The sequence below is a fragment of the Pseudomonas sp. Irchel 3H7 genome (assembly GCF_900187605.1).
Taxonomy (GTDB): domain Bacteria; phylum Pseudomonadota; class Gammaproteobacteria; order Pseudomonadales; family Pseudomonadaceae; genus Aquipseudomonas.
In genome coordinates this window covers 152030-172500 of sequence record NZ_FYEA01000013.1, presented here as the reverse complement: position 1 = coordinate 172500, position 20471 = coordinate 152030, and the positions used below count along the sequence as shown (strand labels likewise).

General features: G+C 59.6%; 20 protein-coding genes. 7 read left to right on the top strand and 13 right to left on the bottom strand.

Annotated features, from left to right (window positions below):
- The first annotated feature begins 94 nt into the window (after window positions 1-94).
- A complete protein-coding gene (locus CKW38_RS24135; protein WP_095114061.1) occupies window positions 95-1219 on the top strand; it encodes a class I SAM-dependent methyltransferase in 1125 nt (374 codons plus the stop codon).
- A 72-nt stretch (window positions 1220-1291) separates the two neighbouring features.
- Here the strand turns inward: CKW38_RS24135 and CKW38_RS24130 are convergent, their stop codons facing one another.
- The 3 genes from CKW38_RS24130 to CKW38_RS24120 form a co-directional block, all read right to left on the bottom strand.
- A complete protein-coding gene (locus CKW38_RS24130) occupies window positions 1292-1459 on the bottom strand; it encodes a DUF2474 domain-containing protein (protein ID WP_095114060.1) in 168 nt (55 codons plus the stop codon).
- A gap of 70 nt (window positions 1460-1529) precedes the next feature.
- The gene (cydB, locus tag CKW38_RS24125) at window positions 1530-2537 is read right to left on the bottom strand and encodes a cytochrome d ubiquinol oxidase subunit II (protein ID WP_007909749.1); all 1008 of its coding nucleotides are present in this window, start codon (window positions 2535-2537) and stop codon (window positions 1530-1532) included.
- 3 nt (window positions 2538-2540) lie between these two features.
- Window positions 2541-3989 (bottom strand): cytochrome ubiquinol oxidase subunit I, encoded by a 1449-nt coding sequence (locus CKW38_RS24120; protein ID WP_007909747.1) that lies wholly within the window; start codon window positions 3987-3989, stop codon window positions 2541-2543.
- A 392-nt stretch (window positions 3990-4381) separates the two neighbouring features.
- On the opposite strand from CKW38_RS24120, the gene CKW38_RS24115 reads away from it, so the two are divergent.
- Window positions 4382-5620 carry an MFS transporter gene (locus CKW38_RS24115; protein WP_007909739.1) on the top strand — a complete coding sequence of 413 codons (1239 nt, stop codon included), beginning with the start codon at window positions 4382-4384 and terminating at the stop codon, window positions 5618-5620.
- Window positions 5621-5632: 12 nt separating this feature from the next.
- On the opposite strand, the gene CKW38_RS24110 is transcribed toward CKW38_RS24115, so the two are convergent.
- Together CKW38_RS24110 and CKW38_RS24105 are read right to left on the bottom strand one after the other, a co-directional pair.
- Entirely contained in the window at window positions 5633-6178 is a 546-nt protein-coding gene (locus CKW38_RS24110; protein ID WP_095114059.1) for a DJ-1 family glyoxalase III, read from the bottom strand.
- Window positions 6179-6244: 66 nt separating this feature from the next.
- Complete coding sequence (locus CKW38_RS24105; protein ID WP_007909735.1) at window positions 6245-6694, bottom strand: DUF4879 domain-containing protein; 450 nt, start codon at window positions 6692-6694, stop codon at window positions 6245-6247.
- A 222-nt stretch (window positions 6695-6916) separates the two neighbouring features.
- Here CKW38_RS24105 and CKW38_RS24100 point away from each other — a divergent pair, with 222 nt between their 5' ends.
- Together CKW38_RS24100 and trmA are read left to right on the top strand one after the other, a co-directional pair.
- Window positions 6917-8212: an NCS2 family permease gene (locus CKW38_RS24100; protein ID WP_095114058.1), complete on the top strand. Its 1296-nt coding sequence runs from the start codon at window positions 6917-6919 to the stop codon at window positions 8210-8212.
- Window positions 8209-9288, top strand: a complete 1080-nt coding sequence (gene trmA / locus CKW38_RS24095) for a tRNA (uridine(54)-C5)-methyltransferase TrmA (protein WP_007909731.1) — start codon at window positions 8209-8211, stop codon at window positions 9286-9288. The genes CKW38_RS24100 and trmA overlap by 4 nt, the downstream gene beginning before the upstream one ends.
- 58 nt (window positions 9289-9346) lie before the next feature.
- Here trmA and CKW38_RS24090 read toward each other — a convergent pair whose 3' ends face one another.
- Together CKW38_RS24090 and CKW38_RS24085 are read right to left on the bottom strand one after the other, a co-directional pair.
- On the bottom strand, window positions 9347-9790 hold the full coding sequence (locus CKW38_RS24090; protein ID WP_095114057.1) for a DUF2442 domain-containing protein: 444 nt from the start codon (window positions 9788-9790) through the stop codon (window positions 9347-9349).
- Window positions 9787-10215, bottom strand: a complete 429-nt coding sequence (locus tag CKW38_RS24085; RefSeq protein WP_095114056.1) for a DUF4160 domain-containing protein — start codon at window positions 10213-10215, stop codon at window positions 9787-9789. Before CKW38_RS24085 ends, CKW38_RS24090 begins: the two co-directional genes overlap by 4 nt.
- Window positions 10216-10544: 329 nt before the next feature.
- On the opposite strand from CKW38_RS24085, the gene aroQ reads away from it, so the two are divergent.
- Together aroQ and CKW38_RS24075 are read left to right on the top strand one after the other, a co-directional pair.
- Entirely contained in the window at window positions 10545-10985 is a 441-nt protein-coding gene (gene aroQ, locus CKW38_RS24080) for a type II 3-dehydroquinate dehydratase (RefSeq protein WP_007909727.1), read from the top strand.
- Window positions 10986-10990: 5 nt separating this feature from the next.
- The gene (locus CKW38_RS24075) at window positions 10991-11845 is read left to right on the top strand and encodes a shikimate dehydrogenase (protein WP_007909726.1); all 855 of its coding nucleotides are present in this window, start codon (window positions 10991-10993) and stop codon (window positions 11843-11845) included.
- 113 nt (window positions 11846-11958) lie between these two features.
- On the opposite strand, the gene CKW38_RS24070 is transcribed toward CKW38_RS24075, so the two are convergent.
- On the bottom strand, window positions 11959-12636 hold the full coding sequence (locus CKW38_RS24070; RefSeq protein ID WP_007909725.1) for a TetR family transcriptional regulator: 678 nt from the start codon (window positions 12634-12636) through the stop codon (window positions 11959-11961).
- A gap of 101 nt (window positions 12637-12737) precedes the next feature.
- The gene (gene quiC, locus CKW38_RS24065) at window positions 12738-14639 is read right to left on the bottom strand and encodes a 3-dehydroshikimate dehydratase QuiC (protein WP_095114055.1); all 1902 of its coding nucleotides are present in this window, start codon (window positions 14637-14639) and stop codon (window positions 12738-12740) included.
- Between the two features lie 356 nt (window positions 14640-14995).
- Here quiC and CKW38_RS24060 point away from each other — a divergent pair, with 356 nt between their 5' ends.
- Window positions 14996-16333: an MFS transporter gene (locus tag CKW38_RS24060; protein WP_007909718.1), complete on the top strand. Its 1338-nt coding sequence runs from the start codon at window positions 14996-14998 to the stop codon at window positions 16331-16333.
- A gap of 126 nt (window positions 16334-16459) precedes the next feature.
- On the opposite strand, the gene CKW38_RS24055 is transcribed toward CKW38_RS24060, so the two are convergent.
- The 4 genes from CKW38_RS24055 to CKW38_RS24040 all read right to left on the bottom strand — a co-directional run bounded on the left by CKW38_RS24055 (window position 16460) and on the right by CKW38_RS24040 (window position 20324).
- A complete protein-coding gene (locus tag CKW38_RS24055; protein ID WP_007909717.1) occupies window positions 16460-17338 on the bottom strand; it encodes a DMT family transporter in 879 nt (292 codons plus the stop codon).
- Window positions 17339-17437: 99 nt separating this feature from the next.
- A complete protein-coding gene (locus tag CKW38_RS24050; RefSeq protein WP_007909716.1) occupies window positions 17438-18253 on the bottom strand; it encodes a sugar phosphate isomerase/epimerase in 816 nt (271 codons plus the stop codon).
- Between the two features lie 2 nt (window positions 18254-18255).
- Complete coding sequence (locus tag CKW38_RS24045; protein ID WP_095114054.1) at window positions 18256-19317, bottom strand: Gfo/Idh/MocA family protein; 1062 nt, start codon at window positions 19315-19317, stop codon at window positions 18256-18258.
- A 230-nt stretch (window positions 19318-19547) separates the two neighbouring features.
- Complete coding sequence (locus CKW38_RS24040; protein ID WP_095114053.1) at window positions 19548-20324, bottom strand: IclR family transcriptional regulator; 777 nt, start codon at window positions 20322-20324, stop codon at window positions 19548-19550.
- Between the last annotated feature and the right edge of the window lie 147 nt (window positions 20325-20471).

Here is a 20471-nt window from a genome sequence, read left to right as displayed (position 1 = left end):
CGCGAACGTTAAGCGTTGCATTACACTCGGTCGGTTCCGCTGCACAATGTCAGGGCTGCGGAACACCCCGTTGATTACCCTGAGTTCCCGCCCGATGCCTTTGCTTGATACGCCCTTTGCCCAGCTCGATCTGATCCGCCAGCCTGAACAGCAGAATGAACCGCTGCAAGCCTTCGATGCCGCCGACGAATACCTGCTCAACCATCTGGCGGCGCAGCAACCGATGGCCGACACCCGCGTATTGGTGCTCAACGACAGCTTCGGTGCTTTGGCTGCCAGTCTGTCGGGCAAGGTCAAGGTCAGTAGCAGTGGTGACTCATTCCTGGGTTTTCAGGGGCTGGAGAAAAACCTGCTGCGCAATGGCCAGGCGTTTGACGCTGTTCGCGGGATACCCGCCAGCGAACCATTGGTCGGACCGTTCGACCGGGTACTGATCCGCGTGCCGAAAACCCTCGCGCTGCTGGAAGAACAATTGATCCGCTTGCAAGGGCAACTCGCACCCGGCGCCGAAGTGATCGCAGCGGCGATGGTCAAACACCTGCCACGCGCTGCCGGTGATCTGCTTGAACGCTACATCGGTCCGGTACAAGCCTCGCTAGCGGTAAAAAAGGCACGGCTGTTGATCGCCACGCCAGAAGCCAAAGCCCCGGCCGTGTCGCCCTACCCTTCGCGATATCGCCTCGACGAGCCGTCGATCGAATTGCTCAACCACGCCAACGTGTTTTGCCGCGAAGGTCTGGACATCGGCACACGTGCCTTCCTCCCGCACCTGCCGAAAAACCTTGGCAGTGCCCGAGTCGCCGATCTGGGCTGTGGTAATGGTGTTCTGGCCATCGCGAGTGCACTACAAAACCCCGATGCGCATTACACACTGGTCGACGAATCGTTCATGGCCGTGCAATCGGCTGCCGAGAACTGGCAGGCAGCGCTGGGCGATCGCGAGGTCATCGTGCGTGCCGGCGATGGCTTGGCCGGCCAGGACCCGCAATCACTGGACGTGGTGCTGTGCAATCCGCCATTCCATCAGCAGCAGGTAGTGGGCGATTTCCTCGCCTGGCGCATGTTCCAGCAGGCGCGCGAAGCGCTGGTGGTGGGTGGCGCGCTGTACATCGTCGGCAACCGCCATCTGGGTTACCACAGCAAACTGGCGCGGCTGTTCCGCGGCGTCGAGCAAGTGGCTGCCACGCCGAAATTCGTGATCCTCAAGGCCCGCAAGTAACCTTCAGACAAAAAAAACCCTCCGTGAGGAGGGTTGCAAAGCCGTACCCGAAGGCGCCGGGACGGGGATGATTCAGTGCGTGGTCAGGCCTGCCGCGTTCATGAACATACGCATCAGGCTGGCGGCGATAAACAGCACACCGACGCTACCGACCCAGATCAGGGCCAACCAGCCGAGCCGCAGCCACAGCGGTTTTTTTTCGGCTTCTTCAATGTCGTGCAGGGAATGTTTGCCGGGCATTGTTTCGATCCTCAGTCAGATCGATGGCGCCGCTGCCGACGCCATCGCGAGCGAGCACGCTCCCACAGGTTTAGTGATAACCGTCTTCATGGGTAACCTTGCCGCGGAACACGTAGTAGCTCCAGAAGGTGTAACCGAGGATGAACGGGATGATGAACAGCGTGCCCACCAGCATGAAGCCCTGGCTTTGCGGCGGTGCGGCGGCGTCCCAGATCGAGATCGACGGCGGCACGATGTTCGGCCACAGGCTGATGCCCAAACCGCTGTAGCCGAGGAAGATCAGCACCAGCGTCAGCAGGAACGGCATGTAGTTGGCGTTGCGTGCCACGGCGCGGATCAGACCGTACATCGTCACCAGCACCAGAATCGGCACCGGCATGAACCAGAACAGGTTCGGCATGCTGAACCAGCGGGTGGCAATATCCGGATGAGCCAGCGGCGTCCAGATACTGACAATACCGATCACGGCCAGCAGTACGAAAGCCAATGGCCTTGCCAGGTCATGCATCTGTTCCTGGAGCTTGCCTTCGGTTTTCATGATCAGCCAGGTGCAGCCAAGCAAGGCATAGGCCACCACCAGCGCGGCGCCGCAGAACATTGTGAACGGCGTCAGCCAGTCGAGTGAGCCGCCGGCGAACTGCCGGTTGACCACCGGCAAGCCGTCGATGAACGCGCCCAGCGCCACACCCTGGAAGAAAGTCGCCGCCACCGAGCCGCCGATAAAAGCCTTGTCCCACAGGTGACGTTTGTCATCCTTGGCCTTGAAGCGGAATTCGAACGCTACACCGCGGAAGATCAGACCAATCAGCATGAAAATCAGCGGCAGGTACAGCGCCGACAACACCACCGAATAGGCCAGCGGGAACGCGCCGAACAACGCCGCGCCGCCCAATACCAGCCAGGTTTCGTTGCCGTCCCAGACCGGTGCGACCGTATTCATCATCACGTCACGGTCGACTTTGCCGGGGATGAACGGGAAGAGAATCCCGATCCCCAGGTCGAAGCCGTCCATGACCACGTACATCATGATGCCGAAGATGATGATCACGGCCCAGATCAGCGGAAGATCAATACCCATGATTCAAATCTCCTTGGTCACGCGAATGTCGTCGTCGCCGTGATCGGCATCGGCCGAGTCGTCGGCAGCGGACAACGGACGGGCCGGTGTGCGTTTCTTGCCTGGACCACCGTCGGGCGTTTCCGTGCCCTCGCTGATCTTCGGCCCTTTGCGCACCAGACGCATCATGTAGCCCAGACCTGCGCCGAACAGCGCGAAGTACACCACCACAAACATGATCAGGGTGATGCTCATCTGCATGAAGCTATGGTTGGAGGACGCGTCCGCCGTGCGCATCAGCCCATAGACCACCCACGGCTGACGACCGATTTCGGTGGTGAACCAGCCAGCGAGAATCGCAATCAGACCGGACGGCCCCATCCACAACGCCAGATACAGGAACGGACGTGAGGTGTAGAGCGTGTCGCGTTTACGCAGCCACAAACTCCACAGACCGGTGAAGATCATCAGGAAACCGAGGCCGACCATGATCCGGAACGACCAGAACACGATGGTCGAATTGGGCCGGTCTTCCGGCGGGAATTCCTTGAGCGCTGGCACCTGTTTGTCCAGCGAGTGGGTGAGTATCAAGCTGCCGAGGTACGGAATCTCCACGGCGTATTTGGTCTTCTCTTCTTTCATGTCCGGCCAGCCGAACAGGATCAGCGGCGTTGCCTCGTCACCGTGGTTTTCCCAGTGACCTTCGATCGCAGCGATTTTTGCCGGTTGGTGCTTGAGCGTATTCAAACCATGAAAGTCGCCGATGACGGCCTGGATCGGCGCGACGATCAGCGCCATCCACATTGCCATCGACAGCATGGTGCGGATCGCCGGGTTGTCCTTGCCGCGCAGCAAGTGCCAGGCCGCCGAGGAGCCGACAAAGAATGCCGTCGCGACGAACGCCGCCGTCGCCATGTGCATCAGGCGATACGGGAACGAAGGGTTGAAAATGATCGCCAGCCAATCGGTGGGAATGACTTGCCCGTTAACAATTTCGAAGCCCTGCGGGGTCTGCATCCAGCTGTTGGAAGCGAGAATCCAGAACGTCGAAATCAGCGTACCGATCGCCACCATGACGGTGGAAAAGAAGTGCAGTCCGCGCCCGACCTTGTTCCAGCCAAACAGCATCACCCCGAGGAAACCGGCCTCGAGGAAGAATGCTGTGAGTACTTCATAAGTCAGCAACGGCCCGGTGACGGCGCCGGCGAAGTCCGAGAAACGGCTCCAGTTGGTGCCGAACTGGTAGGCCATGACCAACCCCGAGACCACGCCCATGCCGAAGTTGACGGCAAAAATCTTCGACCAGAAATGGTAGAGGTCACGGTAGGTGTCGTTGCGGGTTTTCAGCCACAGGCCTTCGAGTACCGCGAGGTAACTCGCCAGGCCGATGGTGATGGCCGGGAACAGGATGTGGAACGAAATGGTGAACGCGAACTGAATTCGGGCGAGATCTAGTGCCTCTAAACCGAACATATGGCTTCCTCTGTCAGGTAATACCGGCTGCGGACCCGGAGGCCTGCACCCACTGCCCCCACGGATATGGAGTGCGGCGAATTCTGATTCGTTCTTTTTAAACAACCATCGCAACGCAGGGAGTCTGGCCAACTGGCCACCGGATCAATTCCTTCTAGGTCTTGATCTGGATCAAGCAACGTTAAAAGAGTAGTCCCATTTTTGCCGATGAACTGCGTGGTCGTTTGCCGCGTGACAAGTTGCCTCATCGGCGTGGCAATGCTCTGCAATGGATTTCTTGCGGCGAGCTTGTGGAAATCGATGTCTGGCTAACTAAATTTTTTGTCATAGCAACTTCCTGTTACAGACTGGTGATAACCTCGCGGTTCCCCTCGAGCCAGACCTGCCTTCAGATGCCCAGTCAAGAGCCCCTGCTGTTACGTCACCATCGTCCGTTTCTCGCTTTCTGGTTCGCGCGGATTTTTACCGCCAGCGGTTTCCAGATGCTCACCGTGGCGATTGGCTGGAACCTCTACCAATTGACCGGTAACGTCCTCGATCTGGGTCTGGTCGGGCTGGTTGAATTCGCCCCGCGCGTGCTGTTCATGCTGCACACCGGGCATGTCGCCGACCGCTACGACCGGCGCAAAGTCGCGGCGATCTGTCAGTCGTTGCAGGCGTTGATCGCCCTGGCGCTGGCCATCGGCAGCGCCACCGATCACGTCACCCGCGAGATGATCTTCATCCTCGCCTTCCTGCTCGGCGCGGCGCGTTCGTTCGAGATGCCGACCACGCAGGCACTGCTGCCGAGCATCGTGCCCAGCGCGCTGTTTCCTCGGGCAGTGGCGGCGGCGCAGTCAGCGCAGCAGTCGGCAACGATCGTCGCCCCGGCGCTGGGCGGTTTGCTCTATGCATTCGGCAGTGTCTGGGTTTATGGCCCGACAGTGCTGCTCTATGTGATCGCTTGCACGCTGATGCTCAACCTGCCCGCGCGGCAAACGCCGCTGAATAAAGGCAAAGCCACACTGGACTCGTTGCTCGCGGGGATTCGTTTCATTCGCAGCCGCCCGGACATTCTCGGGGCGATTTCGCTGGATCTGTTTGCGGTGTTGCTCGGCGGCGCCACGGCGCTGCTGCCGGTATTTGCCAAAGACATTCTGCTGACCGGGCCGTGGGGCCTCGGGTTGCTGCGTTCGGCACCGGCGGTCGGCGCATTGGGCATGTCGCTGTTCCTCGCGCGATTTGCCGTGGAACGCAATGTTGGCCGGGTGATGTTCACCGCGGTTGGGGTGTTTGGCGTCGCGACCATTGCCTTCGGCCTGTCGACCTCGTTCTGGTTTTCGCTGGCGGTGTTGGTGGTGCTCGGCGCGGCGGACATGATCAGCATGGTCATCCGCGCGTCTTTCGTGCAGCTGGAAACCCCGGACGAAATGCGTGGCCGGGTCAGCGCGGTGAACGGGCTGTTCATCGGCGCCTCGAACCAGTTGGGCGAATTCGAATCCGGCGTCACCGCCCACTGGTTCGGCACGGTGCCGGCGGTGGTGATGGGCGGGATCGGCACGCTGGTGGTGACGGGGACGTGGATCAAATTGTTTCCGACGCTGGCTAACCGCGATCGGATGCATGTGCCGGTGGAAGAGGTGAAGGTCTGAAGCGATCCAGACCTACAACTCCCCCGCCACTTTCCCCCGCAAGGCCTTGCCGCCGAGTTGCTCGACCAGCGTCAAGGCACACTCCAGCGCAGCGCTGGAGCCTTGTGCGGTGATGCAGTTGCCGTCGACCACCACCGGTTGATCAACAAACGTACAGCCCGAGAGTTGATGGCTGGCGCTGGGCAGGCAGGTCATGCGCCGCTGGCGCAGCACGCCGAAGGTTTGCAGGGCGACGGCCGGGGATTCGGCGATGGCGGCGAACAGGCGTCCGGCGCTGGCCTGATCCTTGAGCAACTGTTGCAGAGGTTGGTGCGCGGCCAGGTGTTGTGAACCGACAACACCGCCGGGCAGGACGATCAGGTCAAAGGTTTGCGCCAGCACATCGACCAGCATGCCGTCGGCGGTCAGGCGTGTGCCACGCGCGCAGGTCAGCATGCGTCGTCCTTCAATACTGGCGGCCACCACTTCGATACCGGCGCGGCGCAGCACGTCGATCAGGGTCACGCTTTGCAGATCATCGATGCCCTCGGCGAGGGTAATCAGGGCTCTAAAGGTCATGGGCGTTATCCGCTGGGTGATGCTTGAAGCGTAGTCAGCTTCAACCGGATCGCGCTGCAGCAGCCGTTACTTGATGTAAAGCTGAGTCGACATCGTGTTGCGCGGCGCATTGATCGAGGTGTTGCTGAAGGTGAAGGTGCCTTCCTGCTTGCCCGCCAGATCGAAGGTATAAAGAGAACCGACGGTTTTATTACCGGGGGTGCATTCGGTCAGGTTGCCGTTATCAAAGGCACACACCGGGGCACGGGTGCCGTTCACTTCAAAGCCGTCCAGTGCGACCTGAGGCTGACTCTTGCCGTAGCCGACTTCGAGCACGTAGACCTTGATATTCGGTCCGCTGTGATTGCACTGGGTCTGCGCTTGGCCATCGGCGATGTCTTCAAGACCACAGGCTGGCGATTGCACCTTGATCACTTTCACTTGCGTCAACGGTGGCGCCGATGCCGCCCAGGCTGTCGACATCCCGGCCATCAGTACGGCAATCAAACCCAAAACCTTCATCCAGCACTTGCTCATGCGCTTCCCGCCCCGAAAAAATCAGCGCGCAGTATGGCGCAGTTGGCGTCAACGCAAAACTTCGCCGACGATCGACACCAACAACCGCCATATTCCTCACGCTGCTGGTATGATGCGCGGCTTTTTCCGGCCCACCACAATTTTCCAGGCGCTTGCGACGGTCTGTGCTTTGCTGTTGAGGTCGATACATTCACGGCGCCACGCGCGCCACGGGGAGCAGACATGCTGGAAAGGCTGTTTCAACTCAAGGCACACAACACCAACGTGCGCACCGAGATTCTCGCGGGCATCACGACTTTCTTGGCCATGGCCTACATCCTGTTCGTCAACCCGAGCATTCTCGGCGAGACCGGCATGGACAAAGGTGCGGTGTTTGTCGCCACCTGCCTGGCGGCTGCGATCGGTTCGACGATCATGGGCCTGATCGCCAACTACCCGATTGCCCTCGCTCCGGGCATGGGCCTGAACGCCTTCTTAACCTACACCGTGGTCTTGCACATGGGTCACACCTGGCAAGTGGCGCTGGGCGCGGTATTCATCTCGGCGGTGTGCTTTTTCCTGCTGTCGATCTTCCGCATCCGTGAATGGATCATCAACAGCATTCCGCTGCCGCTGCGCTCGGCGATTGCCGCCGGTATCGGCCTGTTCCTGGCGTTGATCGCCCTGCACAACGCTGGCATCGTGGTCAGCAACCCGGCGACCATGGTCGGCCTCGGTGACCTGAAAGCCCCGGCCCCAATCCTCGCCACCCTCGGCTTCGCTCTGATCGTCGCGCTCGAAGCGCTGAAAGTGCGCGGTGCGGTACTGATCGGCATTCTGGCAGTGACCATCATTTCCATCGCGATGGGCTTCACCCCGTTCAACGGCGTGACTTCGATGCCACCTTCGCTGGCGCCGACCTTCATGCAACTGGACATCAAAGGCGCACTGGACATCGGTCTGGTCAGCGTGATCTTCGCCTTCCTGTTCGTCGACCTGTTCGACAACTCCGGCACCCTGATCGGCGTCGCCAAACGCGCCGGCCTGATGGGCAAGGACGGCCACATGCCGAAAATGGGCCGCGCCCTGATCGCTGACAGCACTGCGGCCATGGCCGGTTCGTTGCTGGGTACGTCGACCACCACCAGTTACATCGAATCCGCTGCCGGCGTGAGTGCGGGCGGGCGTACTGGTCTGACGGCCATCGTCGTGGCGATTCTGTTCCTGCTGGCGCTGTTTTTCTCGCCACTGGCGGCCAGCGTTCCGGCCTTCGCCACCGCGCCAGCGCTGCTGTTCGTCGCCGTGTTGATGACTTCCGGTCTGGCGGAAATAGACTGGGACGACATCACCGTCGCCGCACCGGTTGTCGTGACCGCGCTGGCCATGCCGTTCACTTACTCGATCGCCAACGGCATCGCGTTTGGTTTCATCGCCTGGACCGTGATCAAGCTGCTGTCCGGCCGCGCTCGTGAGCTGAACCCGGCGCTGGTGATTCTGTCGATTCTGTTTGTGATCAAGTTGGGTTGGTTCAACGCATGACTTTCGATTCCCAGGCTTACGCCGAGCAACTAGAAGCCAAGGTCACGCGCTTGCGTGATCTGCTGGCGCCGTTCGATGCCCCCGAGCCAACGGTGTTCGATTCGCCGCTGCAGAACTTCCGTCTGCGCGCCGAATTCCGCCTGTGGCGCGAGGGTGGCGAGCGGCATTACGCGATGTTCGCTCAGGACGACAAACGCACGCCGATCCTCATTGAAGAATTCCCGATCGCCAGCCTGCGCATCAACCAGTTGATGCCGCAGCTGAAAGCGGCGTGGCAGGCCAGTTCAGCGTTGAGCCACAAGTTGTTTCAGGTCGAGTTCCTGACCACGCTGGCCGGCGATGCAATGATCACCCTGTGCTATCACCGCCCGCTGGACGCGCACTGGCATGCCGCTGCGACCCAGTTGTCGGCAGATCTGGGCGTCAGCATCATTGGTCGCTCGAAGGGCAAACGCGAAGTACTTGGCCTCGATTACGTGGTCGAGAAGCTCGACGTCGGCGGTCGCACCTTCAGCTATCGCCAGCCGGAAGGCGCGTTCACCCAGCCTAACGGCACGGTGAACCAGAAGATGCTCAACTGGGCGTACGAAGCACTGGGCGATCGTACCGATGACTTGCTGGAGTTGTACTGCGGCAACGGCAACTTCACCCTGCCACTCGCCACGCGCGTGCGCAAAGTGCTGGCCACCGAAATCAGCAAGACCTCGGTCAACGCCGCACTGAGCAACCTCAGCGAAAACGCTGTGGACAACGTCACCCTGGTCCGTTTGTCCGCCGAAGAGCTGACCGAAGCGCTCAACGACGTGCGCCCGTTCCGCCGCCTGCAGGGTATCGACCTGAAGAGCTACGAATTCGGCAGCGTCTTCGTCGACCCGCCGCGCGCTGGCATGGATCCGGACACCTGCGAGCTGACCCGGCGCTTCGACAACATCCTGTACATCTCCTGCAACCCGGAAACCCTGGCAGCGAACATTGCCCAGTTGCACGACACGCACCGCATTACCACGTGCGCGTTGTTTGACCAGTTCCCGTGGACGCATCACATGGAATCGGGTGTGTTGCTGACCCGCCGTTGATGGCCGATGCCGGATGCGAAAAAGCCGTCGTGATTGACGGCTTTTTTGTGGGCGCTCACTAAGCGGGATCGACCTTACGCGGACGCCCGCCCTTTTTGCCATTCGCCCGCGCGGCTTCGGACTTTGCGGCACTGCTTTGACGACCGTTACGCGATGCAACCACCGACGCAGCCATCTTCATGAGTGACGGGCTCGCTGAAATCATTCCGGCAATGGAAACGTCAAGGTCTTTGCCCTCATGGCAAAGCGCAGTGCCTGCGAATCCGACTGTCAGCCCCTCGTAATCGCCTGCATCAAACCCGTCAAACTCTGGATACTGGTTCACCGGAAGCAACACACCGCTGCCATCCTCAAAACGGATGACCAAAGATGATTTTTCAAAGCACACAGAAACAGCTTGGAAACTGCTGGCCTGTCGTATTTCACCAAGCTTTATGGCTGCATCGAGCATTTCTTCCGTCAGTGGTCGATGTACGGACGGCTTTGCCTTAATGACTTTCATAAATGGATTTCAACTCCTTCCAGTTTGCCAACCAATGTCAGAAGCAACTTGTCTTCTTCTGGTTCGTAGCGCGCCGCAGCGATCCTGTAAGTCGTATCGGTAACCAGTTTCATCACCGGTACCTCGTTTGATTCGCAGTCCCACACTTGATTGCCGAGACAGACGGTTTGCAAACCTGACCACCAGATCCCTCGTGCGCGACGCAGATGAACGGGATGTCCCAACGATCGACACAAACCCTCCAATACAGCCATCGTCGGTCGACGAGACAGCGGCACGACATCCCACAGATCAATGTCGTTGTGCCAAAAGCTGAAATGGAATCGCGCACTCCAGGCGCCCGCATTTACATGAGCGTGCGGTGGGCAATGCTCATTCCGCAACATTACGCGTATCGACAATCCCTTGTAGTGGCATACGTTCATGCTAACCCATCCGTTAGGTTAATAAATTTCAGGATTCGATAATCCTTTCAAATCCGACGATCGGTGCCGTAGAACGCAAGCGGCTCCGCTCTTCTCTCAGGCTAGCGCCGGCATGGGCCAGGAGTCGGTAAATCTTCGAGGGAAAACGTAAGCAAAGCTGTCGTTACGATTCGAACAACATTAAGTAAGGAAACAGCCTTGGTGCGATTACCGAACACAAAAATCCTGGGCTCAGGCACTTCGATTGACCATGGTAACCATCTAGTACATTTTATCTCCACAGGCTGAAACTCGGCCAAAGCTAAAAACAATAAGTGGAGTTACCCCTCATGCCCCCTATCGTTCTGGTGCTCAACGGCCCGAACCTGAACCTGCTCGGCACCCGCGAGCCGGCGACTTATGGTCACGAAACCCTGGCGGACATCTCGGCGTTGTGCGGTCGCGCTGGCGAAGAATTCGGCCTGGCCGTGGAGTTTCGCCAGACCAACCACGAAGGCGAACTGCTTGACTGGATACACGCCGCCCGTGGTCGCTGCGCCGGGATCGTGATCAATCCGGCGGCGTGGACGCACACCTCGGTAGCGATTCGCGATGCGCTGGTGGCCAGTGAGTTGCCGGTGATCGAAGTACACCTGTCCAACGTCCACGCCCGCGAACCGTTTCGTCATCACTCGTTTGTCTCGGCGATTGCCACAGCGGTAATGGCCGGTTTTGGCAGTCACGGCTATCGACTGGCACTGGAACATTTCAGCCAGCGGCTGAAGGGGTAACGCGCATGTCTCGCTCTAACGTAATACTCGCAGGACTGATCGGCGCCGGCATTCAGGCCTCGCGCACGCCGGCGCTGCATGAGCACGAAGGCGATGCCCAAGGCCTACGTTATCTGTACCGACTGATCGATCTCGATCAGTTGAAAATGGATAGCACCGCCCTGCCCGACCTGTTGCTGGCGGCCGAGCGGATGAATTACACCGGGCTGAACATCACCTTCCCGTGCAAGCAGGCAATCATCCCGCTGCTCGATGAGCTGTCGCCGGAAGCCAAGGGCATCGGCGCCGTGAACACGGTGGTGCTGAAGGACGGCAAGCGTGTTGGCCACAACACCGACTGCCTCGGTTTTGCCGAAGGTTTTCGTCGAGGTTTGAAGGACGCTGCCCGTGAGCGCGTTGTGCAGATGGGCGCTGGTGGCGCTGGCGCGGCAGTGGCCCACGCGCTGTTGAGCGAAGGCGTACAGCAACTGAGCATTTTTGACGTCGACAGTGAGCGCGCCGAGAGCCTGGCGAACAATCTCAATCAGCATTTCGGTTTTGGTCGTGCGGTGGCCGGTCGGGATCTGCCGAGCACGCTGAATCTGGCCGACGGTCTGGTCAATACCACGCCCATGGGCATGGCCAAACTGCCGGGCATGCCGGTACCGGTCGAACTGCTGCGCAAGGAATTGTGGGTGGCGGAGATTGTGTATTTCCCGCTGGAAACCGAACTGCTGCGCAATGCCCGCGCGCTCGGTTGCCGGACGCTGGACGGCGGCAATATGGCGGTGTTTCAGGCGGTGAAGGCGTTTGAGTTGTTCAGTGGCATGGTGCCGGATGCGCAGCGGATGCTCGCGCATTTTCAAAGCATGAATGGCTGAACGCTTTCCCCCTGTGGGAGCGAGCCTGCTCGCGAAAGCGGTGTGTCAGGCAACTAATGTGTTAGCTGACGGTACGCCATCGCGAGCAGGCTCACTCCTACAGGGGAGCTGTGTCAGGCTTGCAGGTAGCGCAACACCGACTCGCAAATCATCTCGCGATGCCGCTGCTTGATGCTTTCATCCGGTAGATCGATCTGGAAAATCTCGCCAAACGTGTGCCGGTTCGATACGCGATAGAAGCAGAACGAACTGATCAGCAAATGCACATCCAGAGCATCCAGCCCGGCACGGAACACACCCTCTTCAGCGCCCCGACGCAGAATCTCGCCGAGCGAATCGAGGATGGTGTTGTTCATCGCCTTGATCGCATCGGAACGCTTCACGTATTCAGCGTTGTGGATGTTTTCGATGCTGACGATGCGCACGAAATCGACGTTGCGATCATGGTGATCGAAGGTGAATTCGACCAGTCGGCGAATCGCGTCCACCGGCGCCAGCTCGGCCAGGTGCAGACGGCTTTCAGTGCTGCGGATATCACCGTAAAGCTTCTCCAGCACCTCAACGTACAACTGCTCCTTACTGCCGAAGTAGTAATAGATCATGCGTTTTGAGGTGTGGATGCGCTCGGCAATCGCATCAACGCGAGCGCCGGACAAACCCTGCTGGACGAACTCGACGATCGCCTCCTGCAGGATATTCTCGCGGGTCTTTTCCGGGTTGTTCTTGCGACTCTTGCGCGGCTCTACGGCGGACACTTCAGGAGCTGCGGAAAGTTCTGTATTCATCGTCATTGCGGGCTCACGGCCATCACTGCACAGGCGGCGATTATGGGCCGCGCAGCACAGTGAAGGAAGCTGCGGGACCTGTGTTTAATCCCGCGTTTACGAATTTCCTACAACTTCGCCTGGCGCACAGCGCCACTGCGTGATTTGGCCATCGCCGCCAGACGCACCGCGACGTTCGCCGCGCCATACCCGGCATAGCCGTTCTTGCGCTGGATGATCTCGAAGAAGAAGCGCCCTTCGAACGGTTCGGTGTAGACGTGGAACAGCTCACCGCCCTGCGCATCACGGTCGTACAACACGTTGTAATACGCCAGTTCGCTGAGAAATTCGTCGTCGAAATCGAAGCGCGCAGCAAGGTCGTCGTAATAGTTGAGCGGGATATCCAGCAACGGTACGCCAGCCTCTTTGGCGCGACTCACTTCGGCGAAGATGTCGTCACAATCGAAGGCGATGTGGTGCACACCGGAGCCGCGATAACTCGACAGCGCATGGGAAATGGCGGTGTTGCGGTTCTCGGAAATGTTCAGCGGCAAGCGGATCGAACTGTCGCGACTGCGCAGTGCACGGCTTTTCACCAGACCATAGGGGTCGGGTAGCACCACTTCATCGTCCGCTTCGAAATCCAGCAGGCTTTTATAGAACAGCACCCAACTGTCGAGGCTGTCGGCCGGCAGTGCCATGGCCATGTGGTCGATGCGCTTGAGACCGCCACGGGCCGTGGCGTCCGGCAACAGATTGAAATCGGTGCCGTAGACATCGGCCTGTTCATCCACCAGATAAATCAGGCTGCCGTCCGGCGCGCGCACCGCTGCCAGCTCCAGTTCATTGGGGCCGACCAGTCCGCGATAAGGCTGACCTTTGTAAGCGACGGCGCGGGCCAGCGCACTGGCGCTGTCCTTGACCCGCACGGCGGTGGCGCACAGCGACGGGCCGTGGGCCTCGAAAAAGCTGTGAGCAAACGAATACGGTTCGGAGTTGAGGATCAGGTTGATGTCGCCCTGACGCAGCAGGCTCACACTCTTGGAACGATGCTGCCCGGCCTTGACGAAACCGAGGCGCTCCAACCAGTTCGACAGTTTGGCGCCGAGGCTCTCGTCTACGGCAAACTCAAGAAACTCGATGCCGTTGTACTCGCTGGCCTTCGGTGTTTCGAAAAGGATTTCACGGTTGGCCACAGGTTGGGCTGCCTGCTCCAGACGCTGACGGGTCTTCTCTTCCAGATACAGCAGCGAACGCAAACCGTCGGCGGCATTGGCCCGTGGCGGTGCGGCGCGGAAGCCGTCGTTGAAGATTTCCAGCGACAGCGGCCCGGTGTAACCGCTCTGGATGATCGGCGCGAGGAAGCCCGGCAGATCGAATTCGCCCTGTCCCGGGAAGCAGCGGAAATGCCGGCTCCACTCCAGCACGTCCATGGCCAGAATCGGCGCGTCTGCCATCTGTACGAAGAAGATCTTGTCACCGGGAATGTCGGCGATGGCGCGGGGATCGCCCTTCAGCGACAACGTATGAAAACTGTCGAGCAACACGCCCAGGCTCGGGTGATCGGCTTGGCGCACGATGTCCCAGACCTGTTGATAAGTGTTGACGTGACGGCCCCAGGCCAGTGCTTCGTAACCGATGCGCAAACCACGCGCACCGGCGTGTTCAGCCAGCAGCCGCAGGTCATCGACTAGAATTTGTTGATCGCCGACGCTGTCGGCCGAGGCGTTACTGCAGACCAGCACCAGATCGGTGCCCAGTTCCTGCATCAGGTCGAACTTGCGCTCGGCCCGCTCGAGATTGCGCGCGAGGCGATCACGACGGCAGCCTTCGAAATCGCGGAACGGCTGAAACAGAGTGATGGCGATGCCGAGGTCGGCGCACATCTGTTTAATTTCCCGTGGACTGCCGTCGTAGTACAGGAGGTCGTTTTCGAAAATCTCCACCCCGTCGAACCCGGCGGCGGCAATGGCTTCGAGTTTTTCCGGCAGGGTGCCGCTCAAGGAAACGGTGGCAATGGAACGCTGCATGTTTCAACTCCCGGACTGCGCCGCTTTATCTTTACTGTAGGAGCTGCCGCAGGCTGCGATCGTTTGATCTTTATTCGTGAAAACAGAATCAACAGATCGCAGCCTTCGGCAGCTCCTACATGGGATGGTTTTTATAGTAGGGAAATTATTGGCTGCATCGATCGCGGCAGCAATTTAAAGTGTACTACCCGGTTAGTTTTGCGTGCGATTATCGAACACAATGGCGGTTTGGCGAATTGACGATTTTTCGTCCACTGCCCAACATCGACCGCACATTGAGTCCGGATCTGAACCACCGGTCGCAGCGTGCAAGTAACAAGCACACCAAATAACAAATCCAAAAACGGGTGGAACACATGATTCCTTCACAGACTTCCCGCATGGCTCCGGCCATGAGCACTGCCACGGGTGGCATCGGCGACAAGATCCGCGGCGCCATGGCTGTCGGCAAAACCCGTTGGGGCATGCTGGCGCTGGTGTTTTTCGCCACTACCCTGAACTACATCGACCGCGCCGCCCTCGGCGTCATGCAACCCATCCTCGCCAAGGAAATGAGCTGGACGGCGATGGATTACGCCAACATCAACTTCTGGTTTCAGGTCGGCTACGCGATCGGTTTCGTTCTGCAAGGTCGCTTGATCGACCGGGTCGGCGTCAAACGCGTGTTCTTCTGCGCCGTGCTGCTGTGGAGCCTGGCCACCGGTGCTCACGGCCTGGCGACATCGGCGGTCGGCTTTATGGTCTGCCGATTTATTCTCGGTCTGACCGAAGCGGCGAACTACCCGGCCTGCGTGAAAACCACACGCCTGTGGTTCCCGGCCGGCGAACGTGCGGTCGCCACCGGCATTTTCAACGCCGGCACCAACGTCGGCGCGATGTTCACACCGATGCTGCTGCCACTGGTTCTGCACGTCTGGGGCTGGCAAGCGGCGTTCCTGTGCATGGCGGCACTGGGCGGCATCTGGTTGCTGTTCTGGGGTTTGAAGTACTTCAACCCGGAAGATCACCCGAGCGTTAAACAGTCCGAACTGGACTACATCCAGCAGGAAGTCGAACCGGAACAGGCTCGCGTGCCGTTCTCGAGAATCCTGCGGATGCGCGGCACTTGGGCCTTCGCCATCGCTTATGCGCTGACCGCGCCGGTGTTCTGGTTCTACCTGTACTGGCTGCCACCGTTTCTCAATCAGCAATACAACCTGGGCATCAACGTCACCCAGATGGGTATTCCGCTGATCATCATCTACGTCACGGCTGACTTCGGCAGCGTCGGCGGCGGGATTCTGTCTTCGTTCCTGATCGGTCGCGGCATGAACTCGATCAAGGCGCGGCTGCTGTCGATGTTGCTGTTCGCCTGCTGCATCATCGGCGTGGTCATGGCGGCCGGTTCAGCCAATCTGTGGGTTGCAGTCGCTGCGATCTCTCTGGCCATCGGTGCGCACCAGGCGTGGACGGCGAACATCTGGAGCCTGGTGATGGACTACACGCCCAAGCACATGATGAGCACGGTGTTCGGTTTCGGCGGCATGTGCGCGGCGATCGGCGGGATGTTCATGACCCAGATCGTCGGCCACATCCTGACCGTGACCAACAACAACTACACCGTGTTGTTCACCCTGATTCCGGCGATGTATTTCCTTGCGCTGACGTGGATGTACTTCATGGCCCCGCGCAAGATCCCGACCGTCACCGAATAACCTGCCTACACCCTGCTCCCTTGTAGGAGCTGCGGCACGCTGCGATCTTTTGATCTTGATGTTGAAGATCAAAAGATCGCAGCCTCGTTTCACTCGTCAGCTCCTACACAGCGGGTTGCGGTCTCTTCAGCGGCGGCTCTGCTGCCACGCTGCCGCCAGTCCACTGCAACAGATCACCGCAATGCCAATGATCGTCAACAGACTCGGCGTGTGATTGAACAGCAGCCAACCCAACAACCCGGCAAACACGATCTGGCAATAACCGAACGGCGCCAGCAGTGCCGGCGCGGCATGGCGGAACGCCTGGGTCAGAAACAAATGCGCGGTCATCCCGCAACTGCCCAGCGCCAGCATCAACCCGGCATGGGTCAACGTCGGCACTTGCCAGAAGAACGGCACCAGTGCACTCATCACCAATGTGTTGCACAGCCCGGCGAAGAAGTTGCTGGTGGTCGGGCTGTCGACTTCGGCGAGCTTGCGGGTCAGCAGTTGATAGAAGCAGAAAAACAGCGCCGAGCAGAACGGCAGCAACACCGCCGGAGTGAACAATTCACCGCCCGGGTGGACGATGATCAGCACGCCGATAAAGCCGCAGATCACCGCGATCCATTGGCCGCGTGTCACTCGCTCCTTGAGCAGCGGCACCGACAACGCGGTCACCAATACCGGCGCAAGAAAGTTGACCGCCGTGGCTTCCGCCAGCGGGATATACAGCAAGGCCGTGGTGAAAAACAGGCTGGTACCGAGCAGGCAAAGTGCTCGGGTCAACTGCCATAACGGCTTCTTGGTGCGTAGGACGCGCAACCCGGACTGCGGCAGAAAAATCCCCGCCATCAGTAAGGTGTGCACCAGATAGCGCGCCCAGACCACCATCACGATCGGATAGAAACCCGAGAGATATTTCGACAATGCGTCGTGACTGGAGAACAGGAAGGTCGCCACGACAATCAGCAAGATCCCCTTGAAGGGTTGGTTGACACCAGAGAGCGGAGTGCTGACAGTCATCGGGTTTCCTTGTGGTGCCGTAAAAGATCAAAAGCTTCGCAGGCAGTCTCGCCTCCCCCTGTGGGAGCGGGCTTGCCCGCGACAGGTGCGCAGCCCCGCTTACAGGTGCGCCAACAACTTGCGCGTTCGATCAATCGCCATCTGCGCCCGCTGCAATCCGCTCACGCCCTGCTCCAGCAGTTTAACCGTGGGAATTTCCAGACTCAGTGGGATATTAGCCGGCAGCGCTTTCAGCAGCCCGAGCAGATCACAATCACCCTCGCCGGGAAACCGCCGCTCGTTGCGCGCCTGACGCAAGATCTCGGCCATGTCTGACGGTCGCGGACCCGCGACATCACATAATTGTGCATAACGCAGCCTCGCCGGCGACACCGTTTGCAGATCCTCAAGCCGTGAAGCCGAACGATCAAAGTGAAAGGCATCGACCAGCACCGCAGCGTTTTCCCGATCCGCGTTCTCGACAATTCGCAGCGCTTGTTCAAGGTCGCGCGCATCGGTCCAGGGCATGAACTCCAGATGCGGGTGCAACCCGTAAGGCCTGGCCAGATCGCAAAGCGCCGCAAAGTTATCGGTAAGCCGCTGCTCGTCAGGATCGTTACCGGCGACCAGCAATTCGGTAGCGCCAAATTCTGCACCGACCGTTAAAAGTTTCTCGAAATCGGCAACGATGGTTTGCGGCTTCAAGCGCAGGATTTCCACGTCGAGCACACGGATGCCGGTATCGCGCAGACGCTGCAACGTCTGACGGCGCAATTCAGCATCGGCGACCAACGGGAAGTGATGCTCCTCGGGCGTTGCCGGTTCCAGGCGCAAACCGACATGGCTGTATCCGGCACGTGCCGCCACCTCGACCATTTGCGGTGGCGATAACTCCAGCACAGTCAGGCTGGCCAGGGACAGGATTCGTTCGCTCATGTTCAGGACTCGATCAGTGCAGGGGCGCAGGCGCGGCCAGTGGCGGCGGCCTCGCGGATGGCTTCGATCAGCGCCAAAGTGCGCGCAGCGTCGGCCGCACTCACCAGTGGCGCGACTTCACGCCGTGCCACGCGTACGAAATGCTGTAACTGCAAGCGCAAAGCTTCGTCACCGCTGTAGGACTCTTCGACCATCAACAAGGGTTCATGCCAACCGGCATCGACCTGATCAGCGGCGTAATGCCAACGCTTGAGCTGCGGAATGCTCAAGGCGCCAGCAGTCCCGGCCAGCAGATAACACGGCTGATCGGCCTGACGCGGATACACCGGGTTCTCACCGGAATCCAGTTCCCAACTCCACGGCGCAGCCACCGCATCGGACCCGCTCAACGTGCCCAATGTGCCACCTTCGAATTGCAGCAACACCGCCGCGCTGTCTTCATTGGCGAAACCGCGCACTGAGTTGTCGGTGATCGCTTGTACCGAGCGCACTTCGCCGCACAGGTGACGCAACAGATCGAGATCGTGAATCAGATTAGTCAGCAACATCCCCGCCCCCGCTTCACGGCGCCACGGGACCTCGAAATAGCTATCCGGTTTGCGCAACTGAAACAGCGCGGTGACCGTGGTCAGACGCCCGAGCGCTCCGCGCTGTAACAGCTCATGGGCGCGCACGATCAGTGGATTGTGGCGCCGGTGGTGGCCGACCAGCACCGGCACACCGCTGCGTTTAACCGCCGCGACCAGCTCGCGCGCTTCATCCAGGTGCACGCCGACCGGCTTCTCCAGAAGCACCGGCACACCCGCCGCCAGACAATCGAGCGCGGTGCTGACATGTTGATTATTAGGATTGGCGACGATGACCGCGTCTGGCCGGATGAGCTCAAGCATCTGACGATGATCGGCGAAATGCCTTACGCCCCATTTCGCCGCAAGCCCTGCTGCTTGCGGCCCGGGATCAGCCACGGCGCACAGCGTCGCTTCGCTGAGGGTTTGCAGATGCCGATAATGCTGCTGGCCCATGTTACCGGCGCCGATCAGGGCGATTCGAAGGGGCGAATTCAAGGTGCGGTCCTCTTGTGATTGTTGTTGGAATATCACTCCAGCAACAATTTAGAACCGAGTTCCAGAATCAAAAACCCATCCATCCTGAAACCGTGCGAACACCGCACAATTTCATGCCAAACCCATCCATGTAGGAGCTGCCGAAGGCTGCGATCTTTTGATTTTGCTATTAAAAGACAAGATAAAAAGATCACAGCCTTCGGCAGCTCCTACCGGGGATTTGCGGCGGATTAGACAAACAGTTCGGAGGCCAGGCTGGCCGCCGACATCTCCTCAGCAAACTGCAAAAGCAACGGCGCCAGCTCATGCAACCGCGCCCCCGGCATCCGCGCACTGGGCCCGGCGATACTCAGTACACCAATCACCCGACCATCCGTTGGATGCCTCACCACTGCCGCAATCGCCGAAGTCCCCACTGCCGAACTTTCTTCAACGCAGGCATAACCCTGCTCACGAGCCAGACGTAGCCGTTCCAGCAACTCGATATTTGAACGCGGCGCATTCGGCCCGATCCCCACCGGCACCTCCGCCGCCTGCCGCTCGACCAGTGACAACGCCTCGGCATCACTCATGCACGCCAGCCACGCATGCCCGGAGGCGGTGTAGAACAGCGGCGCATCGCGGCCCATGTCCGGGTCATAACGCAGACCGGTGCGCGCACCCTGGGCCTTGGCAATCCAGGTCTGGCGCTCGCCGTCGATTACCCCCAGCCGCACCAGTTCGCCGGTTTCCTGCGCCAGTCGATCAAGCACCGGCTGGACGATGTCGGCACCGCTGCTCGATAAATACTGGAAGCCCATCGCTACTAGTTTGGTCGACAGGTGATAGCGCAATGTTTCCGCGTTCTGGCGCACGTAGCCCAGACGGATCAGCTCGGCGAGCAAGCGGTGCGTCGCGCTTTTGGGGATATCCAGTTGCTCGGCCAACGTCTGCATCGGCAGCCCGCGCGGATCAGTGGTGAGGCTTTCGAGCACGCTGAAAACCCGTTCGATTTGACTGCCGGCCATGGGGACATCCAAAGAAATTTTGCCGATTCTAGAAGACATTGGCGGCAAAGCGAAATCTGGAACCACTTGTTCGATAACCGCCCGCTTTGTTGAATCAACGCTTGTCGAGCCGCTCTAGCACTGGTTATTTTCTGGAATCAAATTCCA